Raw genomic sequence first — 19,910 nt, 5'->3', positions numbered from 1 at the left:
CACACCGGCCCAGCGGTTAGCCGCACTCCTCGACCAAGCCGCCGCCTAAACGTTGCACTCACCGGTTGACAATGCCGGCGGCGATTTTCGTCGTCAGACTCACAAACGGGACGGCGCTGGGCTCGACACGCCGCAATTTCACCAGAACTTCGTCGATGCTCACGTAGGGCCGCACACTGGTGCGATGACGCCGAAGGTCGCCGGCGTGTTGCTGGCCGCAGGTGCCGGTACCCGCTATGGGATGCCCAAAGTGCTTGCTGCTCAAGGCGAATGGCTCCGAGTCGCGGTCGATGCTTTGGCCGCCGGTGGATGCGCCGACGTGGTCGTGGTGGTGGGTGCGGCGGTGGTCGAGGTCCCGCCGCCTGCGCGCGCGGTTTTCGCCGAGGCATGGGCCGACGGGCTGTCGGCATCGCTGCGGGCCGGTCTGTCGGCCGTCGAGGCGGACTACGCCGTTCTGCACACCGTTGACACGCCCGACGTCGGAGCGGACGTAGTGCGCCGGGTGGTGGCCGCGGCCGTCGCCTCGGAGTCCGGTCTGGCGCGGGCCCGCTACGGGCAAGCGCCCGGACATCCGGTGGTCATCGCCCGCAGACACTGGACCGCGCTGCTCGAGCAGGTGCACGGCGACGAGGGTGCCCGCTCGTTTCTCGCCGGCCGCGACGACGTCGTGGCGGTGGACTGCGCCGACCTGGCGACGGGCCGCGACATCGACGTCAGGTGAAGCGGATCGAGCGGGCGATCACGCGACGGTCAGGCCCAGCATCCCCGCGGCGAACCGGCGTACCGACTGCTCGGCGATCGCCGCCGCGTCGACATGGCCGTCGCGAAATCGCGTGCGGATCCGCGCGGCATGCACATCGAGCCTGATCTCGGCCAGCATCTCGCCGGTGGTCGGTTCGCACACCGCCCAGGTGTAGGCGGTGTCGGACGCCCATTGCGCGCGACACCGAGCGATATAGCCGGGTTCGGTCTCGCCCATGGCAGTGAACGCGGGTCCGTCGTCGATGAGATCGTCGTCGCGGGGCGCCCGTAGATACCAGGCACCGGCGTTGATCTCGACGGGCTCCATCGGGATTTGGTGCGCTAACGTTCGCTGCGCGATCGGTTGCGCACCGAGATCACTTGATCTCGGCGAGGACGGTGCCCTGAGTGATCGCCGCGCCGGGCTCGACCGCCAGTCCGGTGATGGTGCCCTCCTTGTGCGCGGTGACCGGGTTCTCCATCTTCATCGCCTCGAGCACCACGACGAGGTCACCCGCGGAGACCTCCTGGCCCTCCTCGACGGCCACCTTGACCACGGTGCCCTGCATGGGCGCGGTCACGGCGTCACCGGAGGCGGCCGCTCCGCCGCCGCCGCCGCGCTTGCGGGGCTTGGGCTTCTTCCGAACCACGTTCCCGCCCGCCGCCGGAGCGCCGCCGCCACCGAGTGCCAGATCCCCGGGCAGGGACACCTCGAGCCGGCGACCGCCGACCTCGACGACCACGGTCTGGCGCGGAACGGTGTCTTCCTCCTCGATCGGGTCGCCACCGGTGAACGGTTCGATCGTGTTGTTCCACTCGGTCTCGATCCAGCGGGTGTGCACCGAGAAGCCGTTGTCGTCGCCGATGAACGCGGGGTCGGACACGACCGCCCGGTGGAACGGGATGACCGTGGCCAGTCCTTCGACGGTGAACTCATCAAGCGCACGACGGGACCGTTCGATGGCCTCTTGGCGGTCGGCGCCGCTGACGATCAGCTTGGCCAGCATCGAGTCGAACTGGCCGCCGATGACCGAACCGCTCTCGACGCCGGAATCGAGCCGCACACCGGGGCCGCTCGGCGGCACGAACTTGGTGACCGGGCCGGGCGCGGGCAGGAAGCCGCGACCGGCATCCTCACCGTTGATGCGGAACTCGATGGAGTGGCCGCGAGGCGTCGGGTCCTCGGTGATGTCGAGCGGTTCGCCGTTGGCGATGCGGAACTGCTGGCGCACCAGGTCAAGGCCCGAGGTCTCCTCGGTCACCGGATGCTCGACCTGCAGCCGGGTGTTGACCTCGAGGAACGAGATCAGCCCGTCCTGGCCGACGAGGTACTCGACGGTGCCGGCGCCGTAGTAGCCGGCCTCTTTGCAGATGCGCTTGGCCGACTCGTGGATCTCCTTGCGCTGAGCATCGGTCAGGAACGGCGCGGGCGCTTCCTCCACCAGCTTCTGGAACCGGCGCTGCAGCGAGCAGTCACGGGTGCCCGCCACCACGACGTTGCCGTGCTGGTCGGCGATCACCTGCGCCTCGACGTGGCGGGGCTTGTCCAGATAGCGCTCGACGAAGCACTCACCGCGGCCGAACGCCGCGACCGCCTCGCGGACCGCCGACTCGTAGAGCTCGGGGATCTCCTCGATCGTGCGGGCCACCTTCATACCGCGGCCGCCGCCGCCGAACGCGGCCTTGATTGCGATCGGCACGCCGTACTCCTCGGCGAACGCGACGACCTCGTCGGCGTCCTTGACCGGTTCCGGGGTGCCGGGCACCAGCGGCGCCTTGGCCCGCGCGGCGATGTGGCGGGCGGTCACCTTGTCTCCGAGGTCGCGGATCGACTGCGGGCTGGGCCCGATCCAGATCAGGCCGGCGTCGATGACCGCCTGCGCGAAATCAGCGTTCTCGGACAGAAACCCGTAACCCGGGTGAACGGCGTTGGCTCCCGACTTCTGGGCGGCGTCGAGCAGCTTCTCGAACACCAGATACGACTCCGCCGACGTCTGCCCGCCCAGTGCGAACGCCTCGTCGGCCAGCCGGACGTGGGGAGCGTCGGCGTCAGGTTCGGCGTACACCGCCACGCTCCGCAGCCCGGCGTCCTTGGCGGCCCTGATCACCCGGACCGCGATCTCCCCGCGGTTGGCGACCAGCACCTTGGAGATCTTCGAGCTGGCGTGACTGGGCACTGCGCCTCCTGGTGGCATGTCTAAGAAACGTCTTTAGGAATGTAACTCGGGGAAGTTTATGCGGCGCCGCCGAGGTACGCGTGGGCTGGTCCCTTACCCGTCGGTAACCGAGGGGTGGGCTCAGCGCAGCCGCTTCTTGATGCGGGCCAGCATCGCCGACATCCCGCGCAGCCGCAGCGGGCTGATCAGGGCGGCGAGCCCCAGTTCGGAGTAGAAGTCGTCGGGAACGGCGAGGATCTCCTCGGCGGAGTGGTCGTCGAGCCCCGCGGCCAAGATCGCGGCGAACCCCCGCGTCGTCGGTGCTTCGGCGGGCGCGCTGAAGTACAGCCGGACATGCTCGCGGTTGTCGGCGTCGACGTGGAGGAACAGCGGCGACTGACATTCGGGCACCGGTTCCATCGCGGCCTCTTCGAGGTCGGCGGGCAGCGGAGGCAACTCGTTGGCGAACTCCAAGAGCAGTTGCAGCTTGTCCTGCCCCTGCACTTCCCTGAAGTCCGACACCACCTCCGCCAGCGCGGCCGGCATTGCACTCATGAGGAGCCCGGCGCATCCCCTGGTTCGGACCCGGCCACGACAGGAACCCGGACCGCGTTGCCCCACTCGGTCCACGAACCGTCGTAATTGCGGACGCCCGGCAGGCCCAGCAGGTGGGTCAGCACGAACCAGGTGTGGCTCGAACGCTCACCGATGCGGCAGTAAACGATCGTCTCGTCGTCGGGCGTCAGGAAGCCATACAGCTCCTCGAGTTCTTCACGGCTGCGAAACCGGCCGCTGTCGTCTGCCGCCTTCGCCCACGGAATCGAACGCGCGGTGGGTATATGGCCGCCCCGCAGCGCGCCCTCCTCGGGATAGTCGGGCATGTGCGTGCGCTCCCCGGTGTACTCCTGCGGCGAGCGGACGTCGATCAGGGGTGCCTTTCCGAGCGCGTCGAGCACGTCGTCCTTGAACGCGCGGATCGGCGCGTCGGCGCGCTCGACGACTGGGTAGCCGGTGCTCGTCGTGTTCGGCACGTCGAGGGTGGTCTCGCGGCCGTCGGAGATCCACAGGTCGCGGCCCCCGTTGAGGAGCCGGACGTCGGGGTGGCCGAACAGCGTGAACACCCATAGCGCGTACGCGGCCCACCAGTTGCTCTTGTCGCCGTAGATCACCACGGTGTCGTCGCGGGAGATGCCCTTACGGTTCATCAGGTCGGCGAACTGTTCCCCGGTGATGTAATCGCGGACGTGGGGATCGTTCAGGTCGGTGTGCCAGTCGATCTTGACCGCGCCCGGTATGTGGCCGGTGTCGTAGAGCAGGACGTCTTCGTCGGACTCCACGATGGCCAGGCCCGGCCTGCCCAGGTTCGCCGACAACCAGTCGGCGGTGACCAGGCGTTCGGGATGGGCGTATGACTGCAGGGCTGGGTCTGGATCGGCAGGTAGAGGCACAAACCTGAGCCTACCGAGGCACGCGTGCCCCGTGGGATCAGGTGACCGGGTTCTCGCGCCAGAGATCCGCCAGCGACAGTCCGGCGCGCTCGAACATGCCGCGAACCAAGGGCAACCCGATGCCGATCACCGACGACGGGTCGCCCGTGACGCCCTCGATGAACCACCCGCCCAAACCGTCGAGGGTGAAGCCGCCCGCCACCGCCGTCGGTTCCCCGCTGGCGACGTAGGCCTCGAGGTCGGCTGTCGACGGCGACGCGAAGTGCACGGTGGTGGCCTGCGCTTCGGCGAGCCGGCACGCAATGTTGTTGTCCTGCAACCGGATCACGCAGTGACCCGTGTGGAGCTGACCGGAAGTGCCGGCCATCTGCCGCCAGCCCGCCAGCGCGGCCTCGGCCGAGGCGGGTTTGCCGACCAACGCCCCGTCGCGAAACAGCATGGAATCGCAACCGATCACGACACAGTCCGCGGCGACCGCCGGATCGAGTTCGGCCACGACGGCATCGGCCTTGGCCGCCGCGAGCGCGAGCGTCACCTCCTCAGGTGTCGCCGCGTCGTCCAGACCGGCGACGACGGCGTCCTCGTCGACCCCCGACACCACGATCAGCGGATCGATTCCGGCCTGCCGTAGCACTTTTCGACGACCGGAGGACGCCGAGGCGAGGACGACGCGCGTCATCGACGGCGCATGTGTGCCCGTTCCACGAGCGTCACCCGCTGCCAACTGAACGGCGTGTACCGCAGCCGGTCGACGGGATGACCCCAGAGGTTCTCTTCCTGTTCGCGCGGCTCCGACGGCGCGCTCGACGCGGCAGCCAGCACCGCCATCAGCGCCGCCATCTCCTCGTCGGTCGGCGCACCACTGACGACCTGGATGTGCGCTTCGTGATCCTCCTGCGCGGCGATGTGCTCGTCGGTCACCGTCACCTCCGCTTTCGCTCCGCTCACAGGTGCTGAATTGTTCGCTCGGCTCACAGGTGCTCGATTGTTCGCTCCGCTCACAGGGGAATGTTCCCGTGCTTCTTGGGCGGAATCTGCGTGATCTTGCGTTCCAGCAGCCGCAGCGCGTTGGCCACGTAGCCGCGGGTGTGTGACGGCGGGATCACCGCGTCGACGTATCCGCGCTCGGCCGCGATGTACGGGTTCACCAGGGTGTCCTCGTACTCCTGCTGCAACTCCAGCCGCAACGCCTCGACGTCCTCGCCCTTGCCGGCCGCTTCCTTGAGCTTCTGGCGGTACACAAACCCGACCGCACCGGAAGCCCCCATCACCGCGATCTGTGCCGTCGGCCACGCGACGTTGACGTCGGCGCCCATCTCCTTGGAGCCCATGACGCAGTACGCGCCGCCGTAGGCCTTACGGGTGATCACGGTGATCTTCGCAACCGTGGCCTCCCCATAGGCGTAGAGCAGCTTGGCGCCGCGACGGATGATGCCGTTGTACTCCTGACCTGTGCCCGGCAGGAAGCCCGGCACGTCCACCAGCATCACGATCGGGACGTTGAAGCAGTCACAGGTGCGGATGAACCGCGCGGCCTTCTCTGAGGCGTTGATGTCCAGGCAGCCGGCGAACTGCGTCGGCTGGTTGGCCACGATGCCGACCGGACGGCCCTCGATACGGCCGTACCCGACGATGATGTTCTGCGCGTAACCGGCCTGCACCTCGAGGAACTCATCCTCGTCGAGGATGCGGGTGATGACCTCGTGCATGTCGTAGGGCTGGTTCGGCGAATCCGGGATCAGCGTGTCCAGTTCGAGGTCCTCCTCGGTGAGGTTGTCCTCGATCGGGCCCTCGGGGATCGCCTCCGGATAGCGCGGCGGGTCGGCGTAGTTGTTGCTCGGCAGGTACGACAGCAGTTCGCGCACGAAGTCGAACGCGTCCTGCTCGCCGGAGGCCACGTAGTGCGCCAGACCCGACTTCGCCATGTGGGTGTGCGCGCCGCCGAGCTCTTCCATCGTCACCTCTTCGCCGGTGACGGTCTTGATGACGTCCGGCCCGGTGATGAACATCTGGCTGGTCTGGTCGACCATGATCACGAAGTCGGTCAGCGCCGGGGAGTACACGTGCCCGCCCGCCGCGGCACCCATGATCAGCGAGATCTGCGGGATGACCCCGGAGGCCAGGATGTTGTTGTGAAAGATCTTGCTGTACAAGCCAAGTGAGACGACACCCTCCTGGATGCGCGCGCCCGCGCCGTCGTTGATGCCGATCAACGGCCTGCCGGTCTTGATCGCGAGTTCTTGGACCTTGACGATCTTCTCGCCGTACACCTCGCCGAGGCTGCCGCCGAAGACCGTGGCGTCCTGGCTGAAGATGCACACCTCGCGGCCGTCGATGGTGCCGTAACCGGTCACCACTCCGTCGCCGAGCGGGCGATTGGCCTCCATGCCGAAGTTGGTGCTGCGGTGGCGGGCCAGCGCATCCAGCTCGACGAACGAGTCCTCGTCGAGCAGCGCCAGAATGCGTTCACGAGCGGTGAGCTTGCCCTTGGCATGTGTCTTCTCGACCGCCTCCTCACCGACCGGGTGCAAGGTCTCCTCGGTCCGCCTGCGCAGATCGGCCAGCTTGCCCGCGGTGGTGTGGATGTCGATCTCATGTTCGCCTGACGGCTCGACCGACGGCTTCTGAACGGAGGTCATGGTGGTCGATGCTAACGAACGACCGGCGCGCGACCGACAGCGCGTCCTTAAGGTCCCCTTAGGCTGCCTCGCGCACAGAGCCCCGCGCCGCCGGTGATAGTAGTGAGGCCCGAACTTGTCAAAGATGGGAGCCCTATTCCGATGACTGCGCAACGGGCTCCGTTCGACGTCGAGGCGCTGCGGGAGCAGGTGTTCGGCGGTTCGCACGCGTGGCGACGTATCGACGTGGTGGCCGAGACCGGATCGACCAACGCCGACCTGATCGCACGGGCCGGGCGCGGCGAAAACGTCGCGGGTGCCGTGCTGATCGCCGAGAACCAGACCGCCGGCCGCGGTCGCCGGGGCCGCAGCTGGTCGGGGACGCCGTTCACGCAGATCACGATGTCGGTGGCGGTCGACGCGAGCGCAGCGCCCAGCTCCGCCTGGGGCTGGCTGCCGCTGGCGACCGGAGTGGCCGTCGTCGACGCGGTCGCCGACACGGGTGTGACCGCGGGATTGAAGTGGCCCAACGACGTCCTCGCCGGAGGCGGCAAGCTGGCGGGAATTCTGGCCGAAGTCGCCGGGGGTCAGCAGGCCGTCGTGATCGGTGTCGGGCTCAACGTCTCGCTACGCGCCGAGGATGTCGGCGTCGAGGGGGCCATCTCGCTGCTGGACCTCGGCGTCCCGGCGCCCGACCGGCAACGCCTGCTCGTGCGGCTCCTGCACGAACTGGGCAACCGCGTCGAATCATGGGCTCGAGCAGGGGGCGCCGACGCCGGCCTCGCCGCCGACTACCGCGCCCGCAGCCTCACGTTGGGTCAGCGGGTCCGTGCCTTGCTGCCCGGGGATCAGCAGGTCGTCGGCGTGGTTCGAGACGTCGACGAGCAGGGCCGGCTGGTCATCGAGGCCGACGGGCGGTCGGTGACGGTATCGGCAGGCGACATCGTCCATCTGCGCGCCGACCAGTAATTTCGCCTTAAGGTCATCGCATGGGTTACCCGGACAACGTGCTCGCCTCCGACGAGCAGGTGGTGCTCCACCGGCATCCGCATTGGAAACGGTTGATCGGGCCAGTGGCGGCGTTGTTGTTCACGACCGCGGTGGCCGCGTTACTGGGCGGCTACGTCGACAACACCGACTGGGACCAGACCGCCCGCAACGCCGTGCTGATCGTGATCGCCGGGATCTGGCTGGTCATCGCCGGGTGGCTGACGATCTGGCCATTCCTCAACTGGTGGACGACGCACTTCGTGATCACCGATCGTCGGGTGATGTTCCGCCACGGGGTGCTCACCCGGTCCGGAATCGACATCCCGCTGGCGCGGATCAACAGCGTCGAGTTCCGGCACGGCCTGCTCGACCGCGTTGTGCGGACCGGCACGCTGATCATCGAGTCAGCGGCGCACGACCCACTGGAGTTCCACGACATCCCGCGAGTGGAACGGGTCCACTCGCTGCTGTATCACGAGGTCTTCGACACTCTGGGCTCGGAGGAGTCGCCGAGCTGAGCTGCGCGTCCGGCGCGTCGACCCGGGCGGCGAAGCGGGGTGACGTTGCCCTCGCGGTCGGAGGTGAGGCCCTCGTGGTGATCCTCGAGGAGTTCGGCGAGCCCGCCCGCGGTGAGCGACTCCATCGCCCGATCGGGGTTGCGGCCGAACTCGTCGGGGAACACCCAGCGCCGGAATGCCCAGAACCGGAACGCCATCTGCAGCAGGTTCCCGATGATGTAGGCGGAGATGAAGTCGGCGATGTTCTCCACGGTCAGGCTGACTTCGGGCACCCGCAACATCAGCACGTAACTGGAGAACCACAGCGGAGCCATGCTCAACAGCACGCCGACCCCGCTGACGCCGAAGAACAACAGCGCCTCGTGATGACGCTCCCGCCCGCCGCGGTCACGGAAGCTCCACTCGCGGTTGAGGATGTAGGACGCGATCACCGCGACGATGCCGGCGATGATCTTGGCCGTGACCGGTTTGGGCTCGAGAACGGTGAGCTTGAGCGTGTAGAAGACCGACGTGTCGATGACGAACGTCGTCGCGCCGACGATCGCGAATTTGATCAGTTCGTGATGCCGCTCGAAATACGGCCGTACCGGGCGGGGCAGCCGTGCGATCGTCGCATCGGTAAAGGACACAACAGCGCAGTGTACGGAAATACCGCAGCCTACGTGTACCTATGCAGGTCGCGGCCGATACATGGGAACAAGGCCACCGGGACGTCATGACACCATGAGGACGTGTCACGAAACCCCAAAGGGCCCCCCGTGGTGGCCATGGTCGGCGGTGGTCAGCTGGCCAGGATGACCCATCAGGCGGCGATCGCGCTCGGGCAGACGCTGCGCGTCCTGGCCGTCGACGCCGGCGACCCGGCCGCGCAGGTCAGCCCGGATGTGGTGGTGGGCACCCACACCGATCTCGACGCATTGCGCCGCGTCGCCTCCGGCGCCGACGCGCTGACGTTCGATCACGAGCACGTGCCCGGCGAACTGCTGGAAAAGCTTCTGGCCGATGGCGTGAACGTGGCTCCCGCGCCGTCGGCGTTGATTCACGCTCAGGACAAGCTCGTGATGCGCCGCAGGCTGGAGGTGCTCGGCGCGCCGGTGCCGCGGTTCGCGGCTGTCGATGAGCTCTCCGACATCGACGGGTTCGCCGCACGTGTCGGCGGTCCCGTCGTCGTCAAGACGGTGCGCGGGGGCTACGACGGCCGCGGGGTCACCCTAGCCGGGGACGTTGCCGAGGCGCGCGACGCCGCGCAACGCTACCGGGACGGCGGGGCGCAGGTGATGGTCGAGGAGAAGGTCGCGTTGCGGCGCGAACTGGCGGCCCTGGTGGCGCGTTCTCCGTTCGGGCAGGGCGCGGCGTGGCCCGTGGTCGAAACCGTGCAGCGCGACGGCATCTGCGTCGAGGTGATCGCTCCGGCACCGGGCCTGGATGACGAGTTGCGCTCGGCGGCTGGACAATTGGGACTTCGGCTGGCCGCCGAACTCGGCGTCGTCGGGGTGCTGGCCGTCGAGTTGTTCGAAACCGTCGACGGTGCCCTGCTCGTCAACGAGCTCGCCATGCGCCCGCACAACTCCGGACACTGGACCATGGACGGTGCGCACACCGGCCAGTTCGAACAGCATCTACGTGCGGTGCTCGACTATCCGCTCGGCGACACCGCACCGATCGCCCCGGTCACCGTGATGGCCAATGTGCTTGGGGCGCAACAGACACCGGCGATGGCAATGGACGAAAGACTGCACCACCTGTTCGCCCGGATGCCCGAGGCCAAGGTCCATCTGTACGGCAAGGCCGAGCGGCCCGGCCGAAAGATCGGCCACGTCAACATCCTCGGCCCGGCCAGCGGTTCGCTTGACGACGACGCGTTCGTCGCCGACGTGCGCGACCGCGCGGTCCGGGCGGCACACTGGCTGTCGCACGCGCAATGGACGGACGGATGGGACCCACATGAGTAGTGCTCCTGCGCCGCGGGTCGGCCTGATCATGGGCAGCGACAGCGACTGGCCGGTGATGGAGGACGCCGCCCACGCGCTCGCCGAGTTCGAAGTGCCGTTCGAAGTCGGCGTCGTCTCCGCGCACCGCACGCCGGTCCGCATGCTCGAGTACGCCCAGAGCGCCGCAGACCGCGGCATCGAGGTGATCATCGCCGGGGCCGGTGGGGCGGCGCACCTGCCCGGCATGGTGGCGTCGGCGACCCCCCTTCCCGTCATCGGCGTTCCGGTGCCGCTGCCCAAGCTCGACGGTCTGGACTCGCTGCTGTCGATCGTGCAGATGCCTGCCGGAGTGCCGGTGGCCACGGTGTCGATCGGAGGCGCCCGCAACGCGGGCTTGCTGGCGGTGCGGATCCTCGCTTCGGCGGACGCCGCCCTGCGCAAGCGGGTCGTGCAGTTTCAGGCCGACCTGCACGACACGGTGCTGCAGAAGGACGCGGCGCTGCGCGACCGCCTCCTCGGCGAATAGGTCGCCGGGTCCCCGGGGGTAGGGTCACCGGCAAGTAGCAAGGGAGTTTTCATGGCCATCGGCAACCCGTCATTCGAGCTGTTCCAGCTTTCCGACGAACACAACGAACTGCGTGCGGTGCTGCGCGACCTCTGCGAGAAAGAGATCGCCCCGCACGCGGCCGACGTGGACGAGAAGGCGCGCTACACCGACGAGGCGCTCGCGGCGCTCACGTCCTCCGGGATGGCCGCCATCCACATTCCCGAGGAGTACGGCGGTCAGGGCGGGGATTCGATTGCGGCGTGCATCGTGATCGAAGAGGTCGCGCGGGTGTGTGCGTCGTCGTCGCTGATCCCGATCTGCAACAAGCTCGGCACCATGGGGCTGTTGTTGCGCGGCAGCGAGGAACTCAAGAAGCAGGTGCTGCCCTCGATCGCCGCCGGTGAAGCCGTCGCGTCGTACGCGCTCTCGGAGCGCGAAGCCGGCAGCGACGCGGCCTCGATGCGCACCAGGGCCCGTCGTGAGGGGGATGAGTGGGTGCTCAACGGCGCGAAGTGCTGGATCTCCAACGGTGGCCACTCGACGTGGTACACGGTCATGGCGGTGACCGATCCGGACAAGAAGGCCAACGGAATCTCGGCGTTCGTCGTGCACAAGGACGATCCCGGCTTCTCCGTCGGCGCGAAAGAGAAGAAGATGGGCATCAAGGGATCGCCCACCACCGAGTTGTACTTCGAGAACTGCCGGATTCCCGCCGACCGGATCATCGGCGAAGAGGGCACCGGTTTCAAGACCGCGCTGGCCACCCTGGACCACACCCGACCGACGATCGGCGCGCAGGCGGTCGGCATCGCGCAGGGTGCACTCGACGCCTCGATCGCATATGTCAAGGAGCGCAAGCAGTTCGGCAAGCGGATCGGTGACTTCCAGGCCGTGCAGTTCATGCTCGCCGACATGGCGATGAAGATCGAAGCCGCGCGGTTGACGGTCTACTCCGCCGCCGCCAGGGCCGAACGCGGTGAGTCCGAACTCGGGTTCATCTCCTCGGCGTCGAAGTGCTTCGCCTCCGATGTCGCGATGGAGGTGACCACCGACGCGGTCCAGCTGTTCGGCGGTTACGGCTACACCACCGACTTCCCCGTCGAGCGGTTCATGCGCGACGCCAAGATCACCCAGATCTACGAGGGCACCAACCAGATTCAGCGCGTGGTGATGTCGCGCGCGCTGCTGAAGTAACCGCCGGGGCGTCAGCCCTTGGTGACCTTCTCGGTCGCCCTGCGACGGTCGGCCAGCGCGGCATCGGGATTCGCCACCTGCACCAGCGAGGCGCCGGCGGCCAAGACGGCCAGCAGATGGTCGACGAGGTCGTCGGCGGTGTCCCATCCCGCGCTGGACAGCACGCGGTCGGATGCGGTGAAACCCTGTGCTGCAGCGGATTCGCGCGCCGCGTCGAGGACGTCGTCGACCGTGCGGCCATTGAGCGCGGGGCCGGGTGTGCGCTCCGGTGAGATCTGGTCGCCGTGTACCCGCACGGCGGTGGCGTAGTCGGTGACGCCGACCGGCAGGTCGGCCGCGGGCTTGCCGAACGGGTCCAGCGACAACACCGCGACCTCGCCTGTTCCGCCGTCCATCCCGACCGCCTCATCGGCCTCGGCCAACCGGTCCGTCGTGCACAGCGCGACATCGGCGGGCTCCCCGGAACCCAGCACCACTTCGGCACCGATCCACCAGATGCCGAAGAACACGGCCGCACTCTGCCAGTGGGCGGGCAGCAGAACCGCGATGCGTGACGAGGGGCCCGCACCCAACTCGTCGCGTAACAGGTTGGCGGTCTTGGCTGCCCAGTTCGCCAGCGTCGCGGTGGACAACTCGATGCGCTCACCGGTGGCGTCGTCGTAGTAGGTGATGCGGGGACCGGCGGGGTCGGAGGCCATGAGCGGGTCGAGGATGACTCCGCTGATGGTCGTCACGCTAGTTGACGCATTCCGGATCGTCGGATCCGGCGGTCAGGATCGGCGACGGCGCCGGTGCGGTCCCGGTCGAACCGACGGCCACGGAATCGGTGGTCAGCGTCGGAACATTGCTGCCGTCCAAGCCGGAACCCGGCCCGGTGTAGTCGTCGGCCAGCACCACCCGCACGTGCCCCGGACCCACCGACGGGTCCTCGACGATCGCCAATCCGCCCAGGTCCTTCGAGACCGCTTGCGCCCCAAGGTCATCGATCTTGGCGGCGCGCACCTGGCTGCTGGCCACCGGGTCGCCTTCGTGGTTGCCCGTTGCGCCGGGGGTGAACCCCTTGCTGGTCAGCACCTGCGACACCGCGGCGGCCAGACCGTTGACCTCGGTGGCGTTGTCCACCTCGACGGTGGTCTTGTCGGGCGAGTACGCGATCTCCTCGGTCTTACCCTCGTCCTGCTCGTGCAGCAGGCCTTCGACCCAACTCTTGACCTCGGCGGGGTCCACCCGCACCACGCTCTGCATCCCGTCGTCGCTCCAGCCGTTCTCCTGCAGCACCGGGATGGTGGCGAACGCGACGTTGCCCGCGGCCAGCTTCTGCAGTTGCTCGGCGAATTCCATGACATCCCAACCGTCGGAGAGCACGACCGAGCGCTGGACCGCGTCCTGCAGACGGTTCAAGGTGGACGGACTCGACAACGTCTTGCTAGAGATCACCTCGTGCGCAAGAGAAGCCATCACCGCCTGCTGGCGCGTCACGCGGTCGAGGTCACCGCGCGGCAGATCATGGCGCTGCCGGACGAAGCTCAACGCCTGCGGACCGTCCAGCTTCTGCCAGCCCGCGGGGAAGTCGGCTCCTGAAAGGGGTTCGTAGACAGGCTCTTTCAAGCATACGTTGACGCCGCCGAGGGCGTCGGTGATCAGTGCGAAGCCCAGCAGGCCAACTTCGGCGTAATGGTCGACGGTGACGCCGGTGAGGTTGGCCACCGTCTTGATCAGGGCTTCGCGCCCGGCCTCCTTCGCCTTCGGCTCGGCTTCGGCCGGGTCCATGCCCTTCTGCTCGACGAGCTCGGTCATCTTCTCGAGGTGTTCAGAGCCGTAAACGCCGTTGATCTTCATCTTGGCGATACCCGGTGCCTCGACATAGGAATCGCGGGGAATGGAGATGGCGGTGGCCGACTTCCCGTTGTTGGGGACGCGGATCAGGATGATCGTGTCGGTGTTCGTGGCTTCGTCGTCGCCCGCCCGCAGCGTCGCGAGTTCCTCCTCGGACAGGGGATTGCCGTGCGCGTCGGTGCGGCTGTCCATGCCGACGAGCAGGATGTCGATCGCGCCGTCTTCGCCGCCCTCGCCGAGCGCGATCGACGAGATGTGGTTGATACCGGATTCGAACGACCGGATCTTGCCCCACGCGACTCCCGTACCCACCACGATCGCCAAGGCCGCGGACACGGCGATGACACGGAGCATTCGACCGGGCATCAGCCCAGGTTACTGGCGAGACGGGCGCGAAGCGGGTAGCGCGCCTCGGCGTGCCAGACTCGTGACCATGACTTTTCGCGAGTCGCGCGGGATCGCCGGTCCTGGCACCGACCGCATGGCCGGACGGGTTCTCGCAGGTCATGCCCATCAGCAGGGTCGCGAGGTGGTGGCGTTGGCGTCGTCGGAGTGGGACAGCACCGATCCGCGCCCGCCCAGCGTGTCATCCGATCGAGTGGCGTGGTGATCAACCGCGCCGTGGCGACCCGTGGCGCGAGGTGCTGCGGGATGCGCGGTCGCCGTACGGGGGTGGCGGCCCGTTACCCTCGACGCCGTGAGTTCGGAACTGGTACCACATGAGTGACGAGTTGGTCGTCGTCACGGTGACGTACTCACCGGGTCCGCACCTCAACCGGTTCCTGGCGTCGTTGTCGCACGCCACTGACCGGCCGGTGACAGTCGTGATGGCCGACAACGGCTCCACCGACGGCGCACCCGAGGAGGCGCTCGCACGCTATCCCAACGCCCGGTTGCTGCCCACCGGAGGCAATCTCGGGTACGGCAGCGCGGTGAACCGCGCGGTCGCGGAGTATCTGAAGGACTCGGACAACAACGATTTCTTCATCGTGGCCAACCCCGACGTTCAGTGGGGCCCGCGCAGCATCGACATCCTGCTGGAAGCCGCCGCCCGCTGGCCGCGCGCGGGCTCGCTGGGCCCGCTGATCCGCGATCCCGACGGGTCGGTGTACCCGTCGGCCCGGCACCAACCGAGCCTGGTGCGCGGTGGGATGCACGCCGTCGTGGGGCCGTTCTGGAAGTCCAACCCGTGGACCGCCGAATACCGTCAGGAACGCCTGGAGCCCAGCGAACGCCCCGTCGGCTGGCTGTCGGGATCGTGTCTGTTGCTGCGCCGGTCGGCATTCGAGGAGATCTCGGGCTTCGATGAGCGCTACTTCATGTACATGGAGGACGTCGACCTCGGTGATCGGCTCTCGCGGGCCGGCTGGCTGAACGTGTACGTCCCGACCGCCGAGGTGTTGCACGACAAGGGCCACGCGACCGGCAAAGACCCCGCGCGCAACTTGGCCGCCCATCACACGAGCACCTACACTTTCCTCGCGGATCGGTATTCGAGGTGGTGGCAGGGTCCGCTGCGGTGGACGATCCGAAGCTCGCTCGCCGCGCGTGCGGGCCTGGTGGTCCGCAGTTCACGACGCAAACGGGCGAAAGGACGGCGGTAGTGAATCCCGCACACGTTGACGCCGTCATCCTCGTCGGCGGTCTGGGCACCCGGTTGCGGCCGTTGACCCTGTCCGCGCCCAAGCCGATGCTGCCGACGGCCGGCTTGCCGTTCCTGACGCATCTGTTGTCGCGCATCGCCGAGGCCGGTATCGAACACGTCGTGCTGGGCACCTCGTACAAGGCCGCGGTGTTCGAGTCCGAGTTCGGCGACGGATCCAAGTTCGGTCTGCAGATCGAATACGTCGTCGAGACCGAACCGTTGGGAACGGGCGGCGGCATCGCGAACGTCACCGACAAGCTGCGCCACGACACCGCGCTGGTGTTCAACGGCGATGTGTTGTCCGGTGTCGACCTGCGGGCGCTGCTGAACTGGCATGAGGACAACGGCGCCGACGTGACACTGCATCTGGTGCGTGTCGGCGACCCGCGCGCATTCGGTTGTGTGCCAACCGATTCTGACGGGATGGTGACCGCCTTCCTCGAGAAGACGCAGGACCCGCCGACCGATCAGATCAACGCGGGCTGTTACGTGTTCAAGCGCGAGGTGATCGACCGCATACCCAAGGGCCGGGCGCTTTCGGTCGAACGCGAGGTGTTCCCGGGCCTGCTCTCCGACGGACTTCGGGTGTGCGGTTACGTCGACTCCACGTACTGGCGCGACATGGGCACGCCGGAGGATTTCGTGCGGGGCTCGGCGGATCTGGTGCGCGGCATCGCGCCGTCGCCCGCGCTGGGCGGACACCGCGGTGAAAAACTGGTGCACGACGGCGCCGGCGTCGCACCCGGGGCGCTGTTGATCGGTGGCGCGGTGGTCGGACGCGGTGCCGAGATCGCTGGTGGCGCACGGTTGGATGGTGCGGTCATCTTCGACGGCGCGCGGGTGGGTGCGGGTGCGGTGATCGAGCGCTCGATCGTCGGGTTCGGAGCCCGCATCGGCCCACGCGCGCTGATCCGCGACGGCGTGATCGGCGACGGCGCCGACATCGGCGCCCGCTGCGAACTGCTGCGTGGTGCACGCGTGTGGCCGGGGGTGACGATTCCCGACGGCGGAATCCGCTTCTCGACCGACGTCTAGCAGCGATTGGGTGCGCGACCAATCGGTGAAGCGATCGGTCGTGCACCTGAATCACCTGTTGCGTGCGGCCGCCGCCAATTGGGTGAGACCGAAATCGCAATCCTCGGGCAGCGCGTCCAGCGGCCACCACCGCAAATCCAAAGACTCGTCGCTCACGGCGATTTCGGCGTCGGCGGGGGCGTGGACGAGGAACTGCATGTCGAGGTGACGGGTCGGCACTCCCAGCGAGCACGTGACGGGGTGGACGTGCAGCGCGGCCATGGTCGGGTCGATCCTGAGGCCCCCGATGCCGGACTCCTCGGTTGCTTCTCGCAGCGCGGCCGTGACGACATCGGAATCGGTCGGCTCGCAATGCCCGCCGAGTTGCAGCCATCGCCCGAACCGGGGATGCAGAGTCAGCAGCGCGCGGGTTCCGGTGTGGTCGAGCACGAGTGCCGACCCGGTGACGTGGCCCGGGGCGCATTCGCGCAGACAGCCGTCGGGCCTGGCTGCCAGAAACGCCAACACCGAGTGTCGCAGCGTGTCCTGTGCGGGATCCGGTGCGCGCCAACGGGTCAGCACCTCGACCGCCGATGCGTGCAAGCTCATTTGCGGACCAGCAATCCGTCGGTCGGCACGGGGGACCGCGGACCGGACGGTTGCCCGTCCTGCGGGTAACCGATCGCGATCGCGCCCAACGGTTCCCAGTCGCCGGGCAGGTCGAGCTCCTCACGGACGATGTCGGGGGTGAAGATCGTCGACCCGATCCAACAGCTTCCAACTCCCCGCACGGCCAGTGCCACCAGCAGCGCCTGCACCGCCGCGCCGACGGCGACGGTGAACATCGTGTGCTCGGCGGCTGTGCGGTCAGTGTCCGGATAGCTGTGCGCACCGTCGGGCACCAGGAACGGGATGACGACTTCTGGTGCATCGTAGAGGATCCGGCCGCGCTCGACGCGACGTTCGACGGCGTCGGCGGGACGCCCGTCGGCCGTGAGGTCGGCACGCCACTTGTCTTTCATCCGGTCCAGCAACGCCGACCGTCGGGCGCGATCCTGTAGCCACACGAACCGCACCGGCCGGGTGTGATGCGGAGCCGGCGCGGTGAGGGCCTCGGCGACAGCGGATTCCACGAGTTCGGGCGCCACCGGCTCGGCCGCGAACCGGCGCACCGACCGGCGCAGCAGCTGCGCCTGGCTCCTGCCCAGCGCGATGGCCTCCTCGGTGCCGAGCCAGAACAGGTCCTCATCGCCGGGCCGCACCAGCCGGCGCGCGGTCGAACCGTCGTCGGGTAGCCGCAGCCCGCGCACCACCGCAACGGGTATGTCGGTCAGCTTGCCCTTCACCAGATCCGCGGCGGCCGCGATTTCGTCGGCGATGGCGATCTCGGTGACGATCAATTCGTTGCCGTGCCGGTCGACCGAACCGCCGTAACCGTGCAGCACGGTCAATCCCGCCGCGCCGATCGCTACGTCGGTCTGCCCGTTGCGCCAAGCGCGCCCCATGGTGTCGGTGACGACGACGCCGACCGTCACACCGAGCCGCTCGCGCAGCGCCGAGGCCAGTGCCGCGGCGCTGGCATCGGGATCGGTTGGCAGAAGCGCGAGTTCAGCGGAGTCCACGTTGGAGCCGTCGACACCTGCGGCGGCCTGAACCAGGCCGATCGCGTTCTCGGTGATCAGCGTGCGGCCCTTGCGCGCCAACACGCGAACCGCCTCGGCGTCGATGAGCTTGCGCCGCAGCACGTCGCGCTGTTCGGGGTCGATCGGCGCATCGACGATCCGGCCCTCGCATTTCGACATCACCTTGCTGGTCACCGCGACGATGTCGCCGTCGCGCAGCCACGGCGCCGCCGTGGCGATCGCCTCGGCAAGGTCGTCGCCGGGGCGGAACTCGGGCAACCCCGCAACGGGTAGAAGTTCCACGGCGGCGGCGGAGCCATGGTCGCCGCTCGGCGGCGGCGCCGTCGGAGTGGCGTCGGTCATGGCTTCACTCCTGCCAAATCCATTCCGGCGCGAACCATCTCACCTGTCGACTCGGGATCGGTCATCAGCAGCGGTACCGCGCGGACCTCGACACCGTCGATCTGTGCGCTGTCGCCCTCGTGCACCAACCAGCCGTCGAGGATCCCGACGCCGGAACGCGCGCCGTAGTGCCGGCCGACGGCTTCGGACGTACTGGGTACACCGATGACCGACAGGCATTCATCGGCCATGCCACGCAACGGCTTTCCGCCGATGATCGGGGAGTAGCCGATCACCGGCGCCGGTGTCGATCGCAGTGCGCCGCGGATACCCGGTACGGCGAGGATCGCGCCGATGCTCACCACCGGGTTGGAGGGCGCGATGAGAACCACGTCGGCGGATTCGATGGCCTCGGCGACGCCCGGTCCGGCGGTGGCTTTCTCGGCGCCAACGAACGCGAAGCTGTGTGTGGGCACTTTCGCGCGGTATCGCACCCACCACTCCTGAAAGTGGATGGCGCGCTTCTCTCCGGCATACTCGCCGGGTCCGGGATCGGTGATGACGACATGTGTTTCGCTGCGGTCGTCACTGGCCGGCAGCAGTTTGGCCCCAGGGGACCATCGCGTGCACAACGCCTCGGTCACTTGCGACAGCGGATAACCCGCGCGCAACATCTGGCTGCGCACGAGATGTGTCGCCAGGTCCCGGTCACCGAGTCCGAACCAGTCGGGCTGGACGCCATAGGCCGCGAGTTCCTCCTTGGCATGCCAGGTTTCGTCGCGATGTCCCCAGCCGCGTTCGGGATCGATACCGCCGCCGAGGGTGTACATACAGGTGTCGAGATCCGGACAGATCCGCACGCCGAACATCCATGCGTCGTCGCCCACGTTGACCACTGCAGTCAGTTCGTGCTCAGCAGTATCATCAGCCCCAGCAGTACCTTTAGCGTCACGAAATCGCCCAAGCCCCAACAGCTGTTGCACGCCGAGCAGGAAGCGGGCGCCACCGACGCCGCCGACCAGTACGGTGACCTTCACATCGATCGAGCGTAGGCCGTCCAACCGAATTCGGTACGGGCAGGAGTGGCGGCCGGACCGGTGGATGGGACTGTGATGGACACGCCGAGGTCACGACTCGCCGAATTTCGATCACGGAATGGTATGAATTCCTGTTCTAGAGCTTGACCGGGGCGACTGACGCGTGTGTAATCACAGCAGTGTCATTTCCCGGTAGGCCATCCGGTTCCGGTGCCGCAGACCGAGATTCGATCACTTGTTCGAATTGGAAGTGTTCCACGTCTCTGTGGAC

General features: G+C 67.8%; 22 protein-coding genes. 9 read left to right on the top strand and 13 right to left on the bottom strand.

Features of this window, described 5'->3' with window-relative positions; translation table 11 throughout:
- Positions 1–184: 184 nt before the first annotated feature.
- A complete protein-coding gene (locus tag AU193_RS12045; RefSeq protein ID WP_064422614.1) occupies positions 185–721 on the top strand; it encodes an NTP transferase domain-containing protein in 537 nt (178 codons plus the stop codon).
- 18 nt (positions 722–739) lie between these two features.
- On the opposite strand, the gene AU193_RS12040 is transcribed toward AU193_RS12045, so the two are convergent.
- The 7 genes from AU193_RS12040 to AU193_RS12010 all read right to left on the bottom strand — a co-directional run bounded on the left by AU193_RS12040 (position 740) and on the right by AU193_RS12010 (position 6,984).
- Positions 740–1,069 (bottom strand): hypothetical protein, encoded by a 330-nt coding sequence (locus AU193_RS12040; RefSeq protein WP_064422613.1) that lies wholly within the window; start codon positions 1,067–1,069, stop codon positions 740–742.
- 49 nt (positions 1,070–1,118) lie between these two features.
- Positions 1,119–2,918 (bottom strand): acetyl/propionyl/methylcrotonyl-CoA carboxylase subunit alpha, encoded by a 1,800-nt coding sequence (locus AU193_RS12035; protein WP_064422612.1) that lies wholly within the window; start codon positions 2,916–2,918, stop codon positions 1,119–1,121.
- 120 nt (positions 2,919–3,038) lie between these two features.
- A complete protein-coding gene (locus tag AU193_RS12030; RefSeq protein ID WP_064422611.1) occupies positions 3,039–3,452 on the bottom strand; it encodes a SufE family protein in 414 nt (137 codons plus the stop codon).
- Positions 3,449–4,345 carry a sulfurtransferase gene (locus tag AU193_RS12025; protein WP_064422610.1) on the bottom strand — a complete coding sequence of 299 codons (897 nt, stop codon included), beginning with the start codon at positions 4,343–4,345 and terminating at the stop codon, positions 3,449–3,451. The genes AU193_RS12030 and AU193_RS12025 overlap by 4 nt, the downstream gene beginning before the upstream one ends.
- A gap of 37 nt (positions 4,346–4,382) precedes the next feature.
- A complete protein-coding gene (locus AU193_RS12020; protein WP_064422609.1) occupies positions 4,383–5,024 on the bottom strand; it encodes a nucleoside triphosphate pyrophosphatase in 642 nt (213 codons plus the stop codon).
- The gene (locus AU193_RS12015; protein WP_253867776.1) at positions 5,021–5,293 is read right to left on the bottom strand and encodes an acyl-CoA carboxylase subunit epsilon; all 273 of its coding nucleotides are present in this window, start codon (positions 5,291–5,293) and stop codon (positions 5,021–5,023) included. The genes AU193_RS12020 and AU193_RS12015 overlap by 4 nt, the downstream gene beginning before the upstream one ends.
- A 50-nt stretch (positions 5,294–5,343) precedes the next feature.
- Positions 5,344–6,984 (bottom strand): acyl-CoA carboxylase subunit beta, encoded by a 1,641-nt coding sequence (locus AU193_RS12010; RefSeq protein WP_064422607.1) that lies wholly within the window; start codon positions 6,982–6,984, stop codon positions 5,344–5,346.
- Positions 6,985–7,125: 141 nt separating this feature from the next.
- On the opposite strand from AU193_RS12010, the gene AU193_RS12005 reads away from it, so the two are divergent.
- Together AU193_RS12005 and AU193_RS12000 are read left to right on the top strand one after the other, a co-directional pair.
- Positions 7,126–7,932, top strand: a complete 807-nt coding sequence (locus AU193_RS12005) for a biotin--[acetyl-CoA-carboxylase] ligase (RefSeq protein ID WP_064422606.1) — start codon at positions 7,126–7,128, stop codon at positions 7,930–7,932.
- Between the two features lie 20 nt (positions 7,933–7,952).
- Positions 7,953–8,471: a PH domain-containing protein gene (locus tag AU193_RS12000; RefSeq protein WP_064422605.1), complete on the top strand. Its 519-nt coding sequence runs from the start codon at positions 7,953–7,955 to the stop codon at positions 8,469–8,471.
- On the opposite strand, the gene AU193_RS11995 is transcribed toward AU193_RS12000, so the two are convergent.
- Positions 8,426–9,100, bottom strand: coding sequence for a GtrA family protein (locus tag AU193_RS11995; protein WP_064422604.1), 675 nt, complete (start codon positions 9,098–9,100; stop codon positions 8,426–8,428). The genes AU193_RS12000 and AU193_RS11995 overlap by 46 nt on opposite strands.
- 102 nt (positions 9,101–9,202) lie before the next feature.
- On the opposite strand from AU193_RS11995, the gene AU193_RS11990 reads away from it, so the two are divergent.
- From AU193_RS11990 to AU193_RS11980, 3 genes are read left to right on the top strand one after another with little or no spacing between them, the layout of a single operon-like run.
- On the top strand, positions 9,203–10,423 hold the full coding sequence (locus AU193_RS11990) for a 5-(carboxyamino)imidazole ribonucleotide synthase (RefSeq protein ID WP_256364337.1): 1,221 nt from the start codon (positions 9,203–9,205) through the stop codon (positions 10,421–10,423).
- Positions 10,416–10,928, top strand: a complete 513-nt coding sequence (purE, locus tag AU193_RS11985) for a 5-(carboxyamino)imidazole ribonucleotide mutase (protein WP_064422603.1) — start codon at positions 10,416–10,418, stop codon at positions 10,926–10,928. Before AU193_RS11990 ends, purE begins: the two co-directional genes overlap by 8 nt.
- A gap of 51 nt (positions 10,929–10,979) precedes the next feature.
- Positions 10,980–12,143: an acyl-CoA dehydrogenase gene (locus AU193_RS11980; RefSeq protein WP_064422602.1), complete on the top strand. Its 1,164-nt coding sequence runs from the start codon at positions 10,980–10,982 to the stop codon at positions 12,141–12,143.
- A gap of 11 nt (positions 12,144–12,154) precedes the next feature.
- Here the strand turns inward: AU193_RS11980 and AU193_RS11975 are convergent, their stop codons facing one another.
- Both AU193_RS11975 and AU193_RS11970 read right to left on the bottom strand, forming a co-directional pair.
- Complete coding sequence (locus tag AU193_RS11975; protein WP_156425183.1) at positions 12,155–12,877, bottom strand: TIGR03089 family protein; 723 nt, start codon at positions 12,875–12,877, stop codon at positions 12,155–12,157.
- A gap of 1 nt (position 12,878) precedes the next feature.
- Positions 12,879–14,345: an LCP family protein gene (locus AU193_RS11970; RefSeq protein WP_064422601.1), complete on the bottom strand. Its 1,467-nt coding sequence runs from the start codon at positions 14,343–14,345 to the stop codon at positions 12,879–12,881.
- Positions 14,346–14,412: 67 nt separating this feature from the next.
- Here AU193_RS11970 and AU193_RS23120 point away from each other — a divergent pair, with 67 nt between their 5' ends.
- From AU193_RS23120 to AU193_RS11960, 3 genes are all read left to right on the top strand, one after another.
- Entirely contained in the window at positions 14,413–14,589 is a 177-nt protein-coding gene (locus AU193_RS23120; RefSeq protein WP_216637278.1) for a hypothetical protein, read from the top strand.
- Positions 14,590–14,698: 109 nt separating this feature from the next.
- A complete protein-coding gene (locus AU193_RS11965; RefSeq protein ID WP_064422600.1) occupies positions 14,699–15,583 on the top strand; it encodes a glycosyltransferase family 2 protein in 885 nt (294 codons plus the stop codon).
- Positions 15,583–16,659, top strand: coding sequence for a sugar phosphate nucleotidyltransferase (locus tag AU193_RS11960; RefSeq protein ID WP_064422599.1), 1,077 nt, complete (start codon positions 15,583–15,585; stop codon positions 16,657–16,659). The genes AU193_RS11965 and AU193_RS11960 overlap by 1 nt, the downstream gene beginning before the upstream one ends.
- A gap of 51 nt (positions 16,660–16,710) precedes the next feature.
- Here the strand turns inward: AU193_RS11960 and AU193_RS11955 are convergent, their stop codons facing one another.
- Genes AU193_RS11955 through cofD form a run of 3 tightly spaced genes read right to left on the bottom strand, consistent with a single transcriptional unit; the run spans position 16,711 to position 19,639 of the window.
- Entirely contained in the window at positions 16,711–17,247 is a 537-nt protein-coding gene (locus AU193_RS11955; protein WP_064422598.1) for an NUDIX hydrolase, read from the bottom strand.
- Entirely contained in the window at positions 17,244–18,623 is a 1,380-nt protein-coding gene (locus AU193_RS11950; protein WP_064422597.1) for a coenzyme F420-0:L-glutamate ligase, read from the bottom strand. The genes AU193_RS11955 and AU193_RS11950 overlap by 4 nt, the downstream gene beginning before the upstream one ends.
- Positions 18,620–19,639, bottom strand: coding sequence for a 2-phospho-L-lactate transferase (gene cofD / locus AU193_RS11945; RefSeq protein ID WP_064422596.1), 1,020 nt, complete (start codon positions 19,637–19,639; stop codon positions 18,620–18,622). Before cofD ends, AU193_RS11950 begins: the two co-directional genes overlap by 4 nt.
- Positions 19,640–19,910: the final 271 nt, after the last annotated feature.

This window comes from Mycobacterium sp. GA-1285, assembly GCF_001499905.1.
Lineage (GTDB): Bacteria > Actinomycetota > Actinomycetes > Mycobacteriales > Mycobacteriaceae > Mycobacterium.
This window is presented reverse-complemented; position numbering and strand designations above follow the sequence as displayed.

Excerpts from the sequence above, each read along its gene's own strand:
- AU193_RS12045 (WP_064422614.1), top strand. The coding sequence starts at position 185 with ATGACGCCGAAGGTCGCCGGCGTGTTGCTGGCCGCAGGTGCCGGTACC.
- AU193_RS12040 (WP_064422613.1), bottom strand. The coding sequence starts at position 1,069 with ATGGAGCCCGTCGAGATCAACGCCGGTGCCTGGTATCTACGGGCGCCC.
- AU193_RS12030 (WP_064422611.1), bottom strand. The coding sequence starts at position 3,452 with ATGAGTGCAATGCCGGCCGCGCTGGCGGAGGTGGTGTCGGACTTCAGG.
- AU193_RS12020 (WP_064422609.1), bottom strand. The coding sequence starts at position 5,024 with ATGACGCGCGTCGTCCTCGCCTCGGCGTCCTCCGGTCGTCGAAAAGTG.
- AU193_RS12010 (WP_064422607.1), bottom strand. The coding sequence starts at position 6,984 with ATGACCTCCGTTCAGAAGCCGTCGGTCGAGCCGTCAGGCGAACATGAG.
- AU193_RS12005 (WP_064422606.1), top strand. The coding sequence starts at position 7,126 with ATGACTGCGCAACGGGCTCCGTTCGACGTCGAGGCGCTGCGGGAGCAG.
- AU193_RS12000 (WP_064422605.1), top strand. The coding sequence starts at position 7,953 with ATGGGTTACCCGGACAACGTGCTCGCCTCCGACGAGCAGGTGGTGCTC.
- purE (WP_064422603.1), top strand. The coding sequence starts at position 10,416 with ATGAGTAGTGCTCCTGCGCCGCGGGTCGGCCTGATCATGGGCAGCGAC.
- AU193_RS11980 (WP_064422602.1), top strand. The coding sequence starts at position 10,980 with ATGGCCATCGGCAACCCGTCATTCGAGCTGTTCCAGCTTTCCGACGAA.
- AU193_RS11970 (WP_064422601.1), bottom strand. The coding sequence starts at position 14,345 with ATGCCCGGTCGAATGCTCCGTGTCATCGCCGTGTCCGCGGCCTTGGCG.
- AU193_RS23120 (WP_216637278.1), top strand. The coding sequence starts at position 14,413 with ATGACTTTTCGCGAGTCGCGCGGGATCGCCGGTCCTGGCACCGACCGC.
- AU193_RS11965 (WP_064422600.1), top strand. The coding sequence starts at position 14,699 with ATGAGTGACGAGTTGGTCGTCGTCACGGTGACGTACTCACCGGGTCCG.
- AU193_RS11955 (WP_064422598.1), bottom strand. The coding sequence starts at position 17,247 with ATGAGCTTGCACGCATCGGCGGTCGAGGTGCTGACCCGTTGGCGCGCA.
- AU193_RS11950 (WP_064422597.1), bottom strand. The coding sequence starts at position 18,623 with ATGACCGACGCCACTCCGACGGCGCCGCCGCCGAGCGGCGACCATGGC.